The following is a 12,284-nucleotide window of genomic DNA, read 5'->3' as shown; positions in this document are numbered from 1 at the left end:
TAGTATTAAACTGAGGGAGTTTAAGAAGGTTATTTTAATGTATGAATAATTGAAATGACCATACAGACAAAAAGCCAACGAAATCGTTGGCAATTCACAAATGCTTTGAAACCAAAGGAATAATAAATCTATCATTCTATTTAAGCAATTTGCTGCTTCCCCATCCTTCATATCAGCTCAGGAGCTGTTTCTGGATTTTGCTTGAACCGGTTTTCATGGTGAGCTTCAATCGTGTGCAGGAAGCTTTTCATGGAGTTTGTCATATAAGCATCTTTACGGTGTATGAAGACTGTCGAGATATTGCAGTATTCTTCCGGAATTGGATGCACGTGGACTTTTTCATTGGCTGTGAGGTGATTCACCGCCGATTGTGGTACGAGGGTAATGCCAAGGCCGAGTGTTACGCTGGTCAAGATCGTTTCCAATACATTGAACTCCATGATCCTTTTGGGCATCACTTCTTCTTCCCTCAGCCATTGTTCCAGTTTGGAACGATAGCCGCACCCTTGACTGAATACTAAAAATGGTTCTGTTATGATTTCTTCAAGGTTAAATGATTCATTTCTTGTAACTAATACAAGTTTTTCTGTACAGACATCGTATGGCTGAATGAGCGGATGTTTGATCGGTCCTGTAACAAAAGCTCCATCCAGCCTGTGTTCAATGACATCTTTGATTAAGTCTTCCGTCAACCCCGCCTTTATGGATAAATCGACATTTGGATACTGTTTATGATAGGAGGCCAGAATCTTGGGAAGATCACTCACCGTTTCAACTGTACCGATATTCAATATCCCTGTAGGTGTTTCACTATCCAGGAATACTTGCTTGAGTTCTTCAACATCAAGCAAAATTTTATTTACATACTCCAGCATTTTTCTGGCCTCCGCAGTTAGTGACATGCCACGCTTATGCCTATTGAATAAAGGCGTCCGTAACTCCTGCTCTAAATGCTTAATCCTTGCCGTTACATTGGATTGGACGTAATTCAACTCAACGGCCGCCTTACTGACGCTGCCATATTTAGCGACGCACTGGAATATTTGCAAATCCCTCATTTCCATAAAAGTGCCCCCCTTTTCAACTATCATTAATAATGATGATTATATTCACTTTAAGTCATTTTACATGATAATGACTTTATCATAAGGTGTGTATAGGAATTAAATCAATCATTATTTTCGAGGGGAAGCTTTTATGAAAAAAAATCAAGTATTAATCGGTGCACTTTTATGTTTGACTGCCAGCATTTCTTGGGGAGCGATGTTTCCAGTTGCAGAAAGGGCCTTAATGTATATTGATCCTTTTTATTTCGCTTTTTTGCGATATTTAGCTGTTAGCGCCATTTTAGGGATATTGCTTTTAATGAAAGAGGGCAAGAAGTCTTTTAGCCTGGAAGGGCAAGGAAAGAAATTATTGTTTTTTGGGACGATGGCGTTCACTGTATACAATTTTCTCATTTTCGCGGGTCAAGACTTACTCGGGCATAACGGGGTGATTATTGCTTCCATCATGGAATCATTAATGCCCATGATTTCCATTTTAATTATGTGGGTTTTCAAAAATGCCAGACCGATGAAGTATACAATCGCCAGCATGTTCCTTGCCTTGATGGGGGCCATTCTTGTCATTACTAATGGCAGCTTATCATTCGTATTTTTATTGAAAGATAGCATCATCCCTATCCTTTTCATTTTTATCGGGGTTATAGGGTGGGTTATTTATACGATGGGCGGCAACCAATTTAACGGATGGTCAACGCTTCGCTATTCGACTTTAACATGCATTTTAGGAACGGCAGTATCAGCCATCATAACATTCCTCGCAACGGCAATGGGGCTGTCCGTCCCTACGGCAGAGGTCATGCAATCCATTTATGGCGAGATGATTTTCATGATTATTTTCCCTGGTGCCGTTGCCCTTTTAAGCTGGAATTTAGGCATTAAACTTTTAACGCCGATCAATGGAATCCTATTTATCAATTTAGTTCCAATCACCACGTTGGCCATCGTTTTTATCCAAGGAAAATCACTATCATCATTCGAATTACTCGGAACTTTTTTAGTGATATATGCTTTGATTCAAAATAATTATTTTCAAAGAAAGAACTTGCCTTCCCAAGTTGAGAAATTGAATCCAAGCAAATTGAAAAGAATCATTTAATTAAAGGTACACAACATCATAGGAGGGCAACAATGGATTTATTAACGCTTATGCTGATCTTTGGATTGGCTGTACTTTGGGAATTGGCAACGATTAATAAGAATGTGAAAAAGATGAATGAGCAAAATGCAGAATTGATTAATCTGTATCACGAAAGAAGGAAACAATAGGGTAATCCAGATTTTTTTTCCAAATGCTGAATACTACACAAAGAAAACCGGGGCAGCATAACTGCCCCGGTTCTTCTGACTTCTCAAAATTATATGACTTCACTTTTTTTCTCTAAATCTATGAAGTCTTGGTCTTTTCCGCTTTGATCACTAACATCATATTTTGCAGGGGATTTTGCGATTTTAAAGAGCGCAATCAATACACCGAGCTCTAATATCAAAGCTGGGACACCACCAAGATTAGAGAGCATTTTAATCCCGTCTATTTGCGCAAAACTTATCATCATCCAGGAAACAAAGCTTACGGTGATTCCCCATGTAGCTTTGATTAAAATTCCCGGCTCCGGACTTTTTGGGGAGATACCAGTCGAACTGATGCCGCCCATTGCTGCGGTATTTGCATCCGCTCCCGAAACAAATGAAAGGAAAACGATGAATAGATAAAAAGGGATAACAATTTGAGCAAAAGGAAGCGCTTCGAATACAGCATATAAAACCGATTCAGGACCACTGTTATTCAAAACCCCTGCGAGTGCTCCCCCTTCCATTTGCATTTGAATGGATGTTCCACTAAAAATCGTCATCCAAATGCCGCCGAATATCGCCGGCAAAATAAAGTTAACGAGGATTACGGTTTTTACTGTATATCCATAAGCGATTCTCCCTAGAAATAAAGCCGTAATTGCTGCCCATGAAAACCAGTTTGCCCAATAAAATGTTGTCCACCATTGAGGCCATTGATCTCCGGCAGCAGCTCCTGTAAATAAACTCTTCTCAAAAAAGTGTGTTAAGTAGTAACCTAACGATTCTGTTCCTAAATTCAGCATATAAGAAGTCGGACCAGCAATAAGAAGGAATAAAGCAACGGCATAGAACGCTTTAACGTTAATATTGGATAGTATCCGGATTCCTTTTGTCAATCCGCTTGATGCAGAAACGATAAAGATGGCTGTTCCGACAAGTGTAATGATTCCCCAAACAACCGGTGTACTTTCAATTCCGGTCAAACTTTTGATTCCGCCAGCTAGACTCATCGTACTCGTACCCATCGAAGCAGCCATACCCAAAGCCAATGTATATAAACAGACTGCATCAATCACCTGTCCGCTTTTCCCGTCTAATTTCTTACCTAGAACAGGTGATAGTGTAGACGATAGGCTATATGGTTTACGCATATTATAATAAGTAAAAGCAAAAACGATAATGGGTACACAATAAATGGCATAAGGTGTAATTGTCCAATGAAGGTACATCGTTGACATGGCAAAGATGGCCGCGGCTGGACTATTTGGGTCAATGCCCAAAGATTCAGGCGGCGCGGATACATGGTATACGGGCTCTACAATTCCCCAAAATGTTAAACCAGAGGCAATGGTTGTGGTTAAAGTGATAGCAAACCAGTTTTTGAAACTTAAGATGGGTTTTGCATGTGCACCGCCAATTTTCACTTTTCCCAGCGGAGAGAAATAAGTAGCAATGCAGGCTATTACCATTAGTAATCCGCTTATACTAAATACCCCTCCTAAGTTTGCAATTACCCAATTGTTTGCATCAGTCGTTATTTTTATGAACGCTTCTTTATTGGTAAAGCTAAGAATAACGGCGCCTAACAGTAATAAAAACGGCGGCCAAAACACTAAGTGTCTGATACTTTTCATAATTCCCCCCCTAATCCAAGGAAAGCGCTTACAACCTTAATTTCGAAACGGATGCTTTATCATCATCCATTTCGAAATTATAAGAATAAGACACTTCCGAAATAGTTAAACGAACGATCTTATCTATTAAGCTTTAACTGGTGAAGGTGTTAAGATTTTGCTGGCAAACTCTTTCATTTCTTCCTTCGTTGCCACACGGCAATTATTTAGACGCATTGGCGTATTTTCCTCTGAAAATGCTATTTCTACAAGGCGATCAATGTCAGCCGTGCTTAAACCATCATCTTGAAGGGAAATCTTCAAGCCGCTTTTTTCCACTAACCTATTAAACGCATCTGCACCTGCCAGAGCTAGTTCTCCCTCTGTCAATCCTGTTTCTTTAACACCGAGGGCACGAGCGATTTCAGCATGAATTTTAGTAGCCTCCTCTGCGTTCCAGGCATATGCAGCAGTTAAAGCGATGGAGACTGCACGCCCATGGTGAATGCGTCCTAAGGTTCCGAGCGCATGACCGATGCAATGAGCGATTCCGGTTCCCCCTTGCTCGATGGCCATTCCTGCAAGCGTTGCCGCCAATGCGAGATTTCCTCTCGCTTCTAAGTCAGCGGGGTTTTGCAGCGCCGTTTCAAAATGATTGGTTATCAATCGAATGGAATGTAAGCTTAATGCTTCAATAAATGGATTCGATCTTTTTCCGGCGCATGCTTCAATCGAATGAACAAGGGCATCAAGAGTTGTAGCAGCCGTTAAGAAGTCCGGCAAGGCTACAGTGAATTTCGGTTCTAAAATGGCAAGTTCTGGTGCCATATCTGCATCCCATCCCCATACCTTTCTTTTTTCGTCAGTAGAGAAAACAACCGTACTTGTTACTTCAGCCCCTGTTCCTGAAGTAGTGGGAATCATGATCGATTTAATGCTCTTTGGTGCAAATGGATGTGCCATTAGCGCATAATTCATTGTCGGTTGCTCTGCCCCTGCCACAAGGGAGGCCATTTTTGCTACATCCATTGCAGAGCCCCCACCCAACCCTATTACACATTTAGCACCGAACTGCCGAATGAGTTCTGCCGCTTCGTCAATGGATGCTGCCGTTGGATCACTTTGTATATTGCTAAAGACAATCGTTTCTACTCCTTCTTTCTCGAGCGCCTTCACGATGATATCAGAAAGTCCAACTTTCATTACACCGGGATCTGTAATCAGAACGGCTTTATTTTGACCGCTCATTCGTTTTACATCTTTTCCAATTTGCAAAGAGCGGTCAATACCGAATGCAATCTGCGTTTTAGGTATGAATTCAAAAGAAATACTCAAGTTATATCCTCCTGCTTTCAGCTTTGATCTTTGACCGCCCATCCATCATCCGTTAAAGGGATGTCGGATGGACGAATGTATGCTTAACCCTTCATTTTCAATAGAAGGAACTATTCATATTGCCGGTTCAATCTTTTTACTTTCAAATTCCTTGTTGTCTAAAGATGGTTGTGTTGAAGAATCAATAACGGATCTCCCTACATTAATGCAGCTGCAGTCATGGAATGCATCAAAGGCAGTGTTGATATCCTTAAGCTTTATACGCTCAAGGACAAGTTCATCCAACATGAATTTTCCATCAAGATACAGCTGGGCTATTCGCGAAAAATCGCGGAATGGCTGCACATCGCCATAGAAGCTTCCTTTTAGGATTTTTCCGACACGATGGAAGCCGCTTGCAGGCAAATTCAATACCATTTCAGGATTAAAGGCGCCGACCACTACGACGGTTCCACCCTTTCTAGTACCATTCCAAGCGTTTTCTGTTGCCTTTGTATTTCCTGAACAATCAATCGCAAAATGGACACCGTGACCATTTGTCAAAGCTTTTAACCTTTCTTCTACATTCTCTTTGGCGACATTAACTGTATGAGTAGCACCAAAACGTTTTGCAATTTCAAGATTTGCAGGTTTCACATCACACGCAATGATCTTGGCTGCACCGGCAATTCGGGCACCTTGAATGGCATTAACACCTACACCGCCTATTCCAAACACAGCCACCGTTGAACCTGGTGTGACTTTTGCCGCATTTACCGCAGCTCCATATCCAGTGGCCACCCCACAACCAATCAAAGAGGCTTGTGCCATCGGCATTTCATCCGGAAGTTTAATGCAAGACATTTCTGGCACCACTGCATATTCAGCAAATGTAGATAAAAGCGAATTATGAAAAATTGTAGCCCCTTCTTTACTTAAACGAGACGTTCCATCCAATAATGTTCCATCAAACATCGGCCCAAAAGCTGACTCACATAAGTGCACAGCACCTGTTACGCAAAACTCACAAGTCCCGCAATAAGGAACCCAGCTTAATGCAACTTTGTCACCAACTTTTACATTTTTGACATTCGGTCCAATTTCCGTAACAATACCTGCACCTTCATGACCTAAAATAGTCGGGGTAGGCGTCGAGGCATCATTTAAAGCATTTAAATCACTATGGCACACGCCGGTTGCTTCTATTTTGACAAGTACCTCATTTGATTTCGGTGCTGCAAGATCAACTTCTTGAATGTTTAATGGTGCCCCAACACCCGTCATAACTGCCGCTTTCATTTTCATCATTCGTCCCCAGCTTCCTTCGTAGTTTAATAAGCCATCCAAATTGCTTTTGTTTTCGTATACGATTGCAGAGAGTGAATCGCATATTCCTTGCCCCAACCACTCTGTTTCCATCCGCCAAATGGACTCGCAAAATCGTAACATCCGTACTTATTGATAAACACCATACCTGCTTCTAATTTTCTGGCTACACGGTTTGCACGTGATACATCTCTTGTCCAAAGACCCGCTGCCAGTCCGTAAATAGTATCGTTCGCCATTTTAACTGCTTCCTCTTCTGTATCAAATGGAATGATGCATAAAACAGGTCCGAAAATTTCTTCTTGCGCAATTGACATCTGATTATCTACATCTGCAAAAATTGTTGGACGAATGAAATATCCGCGTGCATTTTCCCCCGTCATATCGCGCTCACCGCCCGTTACAAGCCGGGCACCTTCCTTTTTGCCATTTTCAATATGTTTCAAAATGGATTCCATATGCGCCTTGGATACTTGGGCACCTTGGTCACTTTCCGGATCAAATGGGCTGCCGCATTTGTAACCATCAGCGTACGTTGCAATTTTATCGACCACTTGGTCATATACGTCACGTTGCACTAGTAAACGGGTTGGAGCGGAGCATTTTTCTCCTTTATGAGTAAATAATCCATAAAATGAGCGCTCAATCGCTGCCTGTAAATCCGGGGCATCACTAAAAATAATGTTTGGTGATTTCCCGCCAAGTTCAAGTGTCACTGGTTTTAAATTAGAATCTGCAGAGTCATGAACAAGTTGTTTTCCGACACCGGTACTTCCAGTAAATGAAATTTTATCAATATCCATATGACGGCTAATGTAAGAACCAATCGATCCTTTTCCTAATATTAAATTAAGGACCCCAGCCGGTAAGATGCCTGCTTCATCAATGATTTCAATTAAACGGATGGCTGAAAGAGACGTTGTGCTTGATGGCTTGAGAATGACGGTATTTCCCATCGCCAACGCTGGTGCAAGCTTCCAGGCTGCCATATCGATCGGGAAGTTAAACGGGACAATTTGACCGCATACACCAATTGGATCCCGTGTCGTATAGCTTAAAAAATCTCCTTCCACCGGATTGTTTTCACCGTAGTATTTGTCCGTCCATCCAGCATAGTACTCAAATAAGTCAGAAGCCTCCTGCACGTCATCATTAAATGATTCTGTATAAAGCTTTCCATTATCCAATGACTCTAATGTTGCGAGCTCTGCTTGATGCTGTTTTATTAACGCACTAATTTGACGTAAAGTTTTTGCGCGGTCTTTTCGTGTCACTTCGCTCCAAGGACCGTGGTCAAAAGCCTGGCGGGCAGCTGCTACAGCTTGATCAATATCTTCTTTTGTTGCACTTTGAAAACGCCCGATAACTTCACCGTTTGAAGGATTGATCGTCTCAATTGTTTCTCCGCTTGCACTATCAAGCCATTCGCCATTTATATAGAATTTTTTCGTTTGTTTTAGCCATTCTTTTGCCCAGGCTAATTTCGGTTGCTCTATTCCTTTAAATAAAATTTGCTCATTGATTTGTGTCATTTGTTTCCCCTCCGTTATAAAAAAGTTGCTTTACACCTTCACGACCTTCTTCTTTCAATATCGTTGAGATTTTTGCATAACCGTATTTTTCTTTAAGGGTCACAACCAGTGGAATTAGACCGTTTGATAATTGTTCACATCGCTGTGCGTTGGCAGCCATCCCGTTTATACAAAGCATCGTGAATTTTGGCAGCATGGTCGATAACATGTTCATGGCATCTAAAATATTAACTCCCGCTGCACCTTCGAATACATTCAAATCCAATTCACCATGTTCTAATGCAGCCTGGACGACGCGATCACAGCCTAACACTTGAAAACAACATTGTATGAGTGTTTCCGGTATAACCGGATTTATTTTCCCCGGGAAAAAAGATGAACCTGCTTGTACTGCTGGAAGTACAATTTCACCAAACCCTGCCTCGGGTCCTGATGATAGCAATCGTAAATCTTTAGCGAATTTAATCAAACAAGATGCAAGCTGTTTTAGTTCACTTGACACATCCGCTAAATCATCCATATTTTGAGCAGCATCAAATAAGTTTTCCCGATGATCAAGCAGCAGTCCTGATGCTTCAGTTAACTTCCTGACAATCACATCCCGGTAACTGTCTGATGCACCAACACCAGAGCCAATGACCGTTCCTCCCAGATTGATTGCATGCAGTTGTTCAACGGCTTTTTCCATATGCTTGAGACGGCGCTCCAACATCGCTGCATACCCACTAAATTTTTCACCTAATCGAACACGCATGGCATCTTGTAAGCATGTTCGGGAAATCGTGGTAATATCACCAAATTCATTTGCTTTATACGCCACTTTTTCTATAAGATCATAGATCTCTTGTCTTAATAATTGAAAACTTGAGATTATCGCGATTCTGATCGCTGTATGACAAACATCTGAAGTAGATTGGGATGCATTCACATGCTCTGTTGGATGTATGGGTGCATACCCGCCTTTTTCTACACCTAAAGCTGCATTAGCAAAATTGGCGATCACTTCATTGACGTTCATATTCGTTCCAATCCCGCCGCCGCCGTGTAATACATCAATTAAAAACTGATCTCCATTTGCTCCAGATAAAAGTTGATTACAAGCAAAAGATATCTGTTCACCCACTTCTTTCGATAACACTTTAGCTTCTGCATTTGCTGCAGCAGCTGATTTTTTTACGATTAAAAGTGCTTCTACATAAAGCGGGTATTGCTTAAGCGTTCGATTTGAAAACGACAAATTTTCAATTGTTCGTACTGTGTTAATTCCATAAAGAGCCTCTTTAGGAAGTTCAACCTTTCCGATTGCATCCTCTTCTACTCTCATATCGCTCAACACACTTCACCTTCTTCGTACACAAATTAAAACTTAAGATAAACAGTTTTGATTTGTAAAAATTCTTCAAATCCATGTTTTCCATCGTCGCCGCCAATGCCCGATTGTTTCCAACCTGCGTGATACCCCTGGTAAGCTTCTCCTTGTTGACGATTTACATATACTTCGCCACATTCCAGCTTCGTTGTAAGTTCCATCACATATTGATAGTTGTTTGTGTAGACGTTGGCAGTTAGGCCATATTGTGAGTCGTTTGCCATTTCAATCACTTCTTCTAACGTATCGAATGTAATAATCGGCAGCACTGGGCCAAAAATTTCATCATGAACGATATTCATCTGCTGCGTGCATTGATCTAAAAGAGTTGGAGGATAAAAACTATCAGTCAATCCTTCTACTAAACTGCCACCGCATAAAATCGTTGCCCCTTCATCTACTGCTCCAAGTACCATGCTGTGCACACGCTGAACGTCATGAGCGCTTATTAAACAACCCATTTCCACATCTGGATCGACTAGTCCATCACCAATACGAACGGATTGAAAGGCCTCGACCAGTTTTTTCGTGAACGTTTCCTTAATGTCCCGATGAACATATACACGCTCGGTGTTATTACAAACTTGACCAGAGTTTGCAAGTCGCCCTCCCTTTATTGCATGGACAGCCAGGTCTATATCTGCATCTTCCATCACAATGGCAGGTGCTTTGCCGCCTAGTTCGAGTGACGTACGGACCATTTGGCGAGATGCTTTTTCCATGATTCGTTTGCCGACTCTCGTACTTCCAGTAAACGTCACCATATTTATTTGGTCTGAAGAACTTAATGTTTCACCCACAACGTCATCAGTTCCAGTGACGATATTAATAACGCCTTCAGGGAACCCGGCTTGATGAATACATTTTGCAAGTTCTAAGGCGGATAGAGGTGATTTCACACTTGGCTTGATGACAACTGTATTACCGCAAATCAGTGCTGGAATGATTTTTCTCATTAATACGTAAATAGGAAAGTTCCATGGAACAATCACTAAAACAACACCAAGCGGTTCTTTATAAGAAATAATTTTTTCATTCGGATTATCACTGTCAACTACATCGCCTTCAATACGCCGGGCCCACTGCGCTTGGTATTCACCTAAATCCGCTGCATAAAAGACTTCTGACTTTGCAGCCGACAGCGGTTTCCCCATCTCCTGTGTAATAGCAGTGGCAATATCATTTAATGATTCTTCTTTTCGCATTTCGTTTAATAGATTCATGACCAATTCAGCTCTTTTGTACGACGGTAACCCTTTCCATGAGGAAAAAGCATGTTTTGCACCTTGAATGGCTTGTTCAGCTTCTTCCTTTGTACAAGATGACACTTGAGCAACTACCTGTCCGGTTGCTGGGTATATTACATCCATATAGTCTTCACTATGGATGAATTGTCCTTGAATATATGCTTGGTATTGTTTCACGGTTCTTTTCACCCTTCTTTTCTAGTTTCATATTTAGAAAGCGAATACATTTTTAAATAGAGGTTGGATTGCTTTCTCCTACATAAAAATGATTGACTTCATATTTTCTTAACGCCTCTTCGTCTAGCTCGATCCCCAAGCCTGGTTTTTCAGGAGCGACTAGATACCCTTCGGCGTCAATCATTAAGCTATGCTTTTGAATATAGTCGCGGCGGTCATTTGACCATGCTGGTGGATCATAAGGAAATTCCAAATATGGACAATGGCTGATTGCTGCAGCCAGATGTAAGTTCGCTAGAAGACCCACGCCATTTGTCCACGTATGGGGACTGAACCACCCACCGCTCCCTTGAACTAGTTCAGCAATCTTTTTCGTTTGTGTAATTCCTCCTGATAAAGCAACATCCGGTTGATATACATCAAGTGAATTACTCTTATTCATTTCTCTAAAATCATGCCAGTTCCGATTCATTTCCCCGCCTGCGATACGAATTCCGACCATGTCACGCAATTTTGCCATCATTTCAAATTGATGTGACGGAAGTGGTTCCTCTAACCAAAAGACCTTTAACTGTTCTAGTTCTCTTGCGACTTGATAAGCCATTTTCAAATCCCAGGTCCGTTCAACATCCCAAGGCATTTTCCAGCCTTGATTTGCATCAACCATTATTTCCAACTTGTCTCCAACTGCTTTCCGTACAGCTTCCACCACTTTAATATCATCTTTGACATCTTTATGGTGAAAACGAATTTTCATCGCTTTGAAACCTTGTTCCACAAAAGAAATAGCCCGTTCTGCACGCACATCCGGAGTGACCATTTCACCTGTCGAAGCATAAGCCAGCAATTTATTTGAACGTCCACCAAGTAATTTATAGACTGGTTGTCCTGTCGCTTTCCCCATTAAATCCCAAAGCGCCAAATCCAGTGGCCAACAACGTCCATAATGAAAGTCGATATTCTGAATGACTTGTGAATGGCGTTCTATTGCAAATGGATCTTGGCCGATAAATAAATGCTCATGACCTTCAAACCCCATCATCAGGTCTCCTGACCCAACACCGGTAATGCCCTCATCCGTATGAACATACACCACGGTTGATGCGAATTTTTTTCTTGGTTCCGGGTCCCATGCTGCCTTAAATGGCGGGTCTAGCGGCAATAAATAGTGCTTGATTTCAATACCTGTAATTTTCATGTTGATGCCTCCTATACACATTGAATGGCTAATTTTTTATTTGCTAATTCTTTATTTGCTATAAATTAATATTGCAAGTCCCGTGCCAATTTCTTTTATGCTGGAATATCAGCTATATCAAGCACGAATAATTTGAATTGTAGAAATTTTC

The 12,284-nt window shown here is 41.4% G+C and carries 10 protein-coding genes; 2 read left to right on the top strand and 8 right to left on the bottom strand.

The features are described from left to right. Window positions 1-167 precede the first annotated feature (167 nt). Complete coding sequence (locus tag J7I96_RS18925) at window positions 168-1,064, bottom strand: LysR family transcriptional regulator (protein WP_214924133.1); 897 nt, start codon at window positions 1,062-1,064, stop codon at window positions 168-170. 133 nt (window positions 1,065-1,197) lie between these two features. On the opposite strand from J7I96_RS18925, the gene J7I96_RS18920 reads away from it, so the two are divergent. Both J7I96_RS18920 and J7I96_RS18915 read left to right on the top strand, forming a co-directional pair. Then, entirely contained in the window at window positions 1,198-2,163 is a 966-nt protein-coding gene (locus tag J7I96_RS18920; protein ID WP_214924135.1) for a DMT family transporter, read from the top strand. A 32-nt stretch (window positions 2,164-2,195) separates the two neighbouring features. Beyond that, a complete protein-coding gene (locus tag J7I96_RS18915; protein WP_214924137.1) occupies window positions 2,196-2,333 on the top strand; it encodes a YrzO family protein in 138 nt (45 codons plus the stop codon). An 89-nt stretch (window positions 2,334-2,422) separates the two neighbouring features. Here the strand turns inward: J7I96_RS18915 and J7I96_RS18910 are convergent, their stop codons facing one another. The 7 genes from J7I96_RS18910 to J7I96_RS18880 form a co-directional block, all read right to left on the bottom strand. Beyond that, window positions 2,423-3,991 carry a BCCT family transporter gene (locus tag J7I96_RS18910; RefSeq protein ID WP_214924139.1) on the bottom strand — a complete coding sequence of 523 codons (1,569 nt, stop codon included), beginning with the start codon at window positions 3,989-3,991 and terminating at the stop codon, window positions 2,423-2,425. Window positions 3,992-4,117: 126 nt separating this feature from the next. Further along, window positions 4,118-5,305 (bottom strand): iron-containing alcohol dehydrogenase, encoded by a 1,188-nt coding sequence (locus J7I96_RS18905; protein ID WP_214924141.1) that lies wholly within the window; start codon window positions 5,303-5,305, stop codon window positions 4,118-4,120. Between the two features lie 114 nt (window positions 5,306-5,419). Then, window positions 5,420-6,592 (bottom strand): Zn-dependent alcohol dehydrogenase, encoded by a 1,173-nt coding sequence (locus J7I96_RS18900; RefSeq protein WP_251029198.1) that lies wholly within the window; start codon window positions 6,590-6,592, stop codon window positions 5,420-5,422. A gap of 23 nt (window positions 6,593-6,615) precedes the next feature. Beyond that, on the bottom strand, window positions 6,616-8,142 hold the full coding sequence (locus tag J7I96_RS18895) for an aldehyde dehydrogenase family protein (RefSeq protein WP_214924143.1): 1,527 nt from the start codon (window positions 8,140-8,142) through the stop codon (window positions 6,616-6,618). Beyond that, on the bottom strand, window positions 8,126-9,466 hold the full coding sequence (locus J7I96_RS18890) for a lyase family protein (protein ID WP_251029204.1): 1,341 nt from the start codon (window positions 9,464-9,466) through the stop codon (window positions 8,126-8,128). The genes J7I96_RS18895 and J7I96_RS18890 overlap by 17 nt, the downstream gene beginning before the upstream one ends. Before the next feature lie 35 nt (window positions 9,467-9,501). Continuing rightward, a complete protein-coding gene (gene aldA, locus J7I96_RS18885; protein ID WP_311315227.1) occupies window positions 9,502-10,935 on the bottom strand; it encodes an aldehyde dehydrogenase in 1,434 nt (477 codons plus the stop codon). A gap of 52 nt (window positions 10,936-10,987) precedes the next feature. Continuing rightward, on the bottom strand, window positions 10,988-12,133 hold the full coding sequence (locus tag J7I96_RS18880) for a mandelate racemase/muconate lactonizing enzyme family protein (protein WP_214924149.1): 1,146 nt from the start codon (window positions 12,131-12,133) through the stop codon (window positions 10,988-10,990). Between the last annotated feature and the right edge of the window lie 151 nt (window positions 12,134-12,284).

This window comes from Bacillus sp. ISL-78 (genome assembly GCF_018613455.1).
Classification (GTDB): Bacteria; Bacillota; Bacilli; order Bacillales; family DSM-1321; genus Peribacillus; species Peribacillus frigoritolerans.
This window is presented reverse-complemented; position numbering and strand designations above follow the sequence as displayed.

Coding starts and splice junctions, on each gene's coding strand:
- J7I96_RS18920 (WP_214924135.1), top strand. CDS start 1,198: ATGAAAAAAAATCAAGTATTAATCGGTGCACTTTTATGTTTGACTGCC.
- J7I96_RS18900 (WP_251029198.1), bottom strand. CDS start 6,592: ATGATGAAAATGAAAGCGGCAGTTATGACGGGTGTTGGGGCACCATTA.
- J7I96_RS18880 (WP_214924149.1), bottom strand. CDS start 12,133: ATGAAAATTACAGGTATTGAAATCAAGCACTATTTATTGCCGCTAGAC.
- J7I96_RS18915 (WP_214924137.1), top strand. CDS start 2,196: ATGGATTTATTAACGCTTATGCTGATCTTTGGATTGGCTGTACTTTGG.
- J7I96_RS18910 (WP_214924139.1), bottom strand. CDS start 3,991: ATGAAAAGTATCAGACACTTAGTGTTTTGGCCGCCGTTTTTATTACTG.
- J7I96_RS18895 (WP_214924143.1), bottom strand. CDS start 8,142: ATGACACAAATCAATGAGCAAATTTTATTTAAAGGAATAGAGCAACCG.
- J7I96_RS18890 (WP_251029204.1), bottom strand. CDS start 9,466: ATGAGAGTAGAAGAGGATGCAATCGGAAAGGTTGAACTTCCTAAAGAG.
- J7I96_RS18925 (WP_214924133.1), bottom strand. CDS start 1,064: ATGGAAATGAGGGATTTGCAAATATTCCAGTGCGTCGCTAAATATGGC.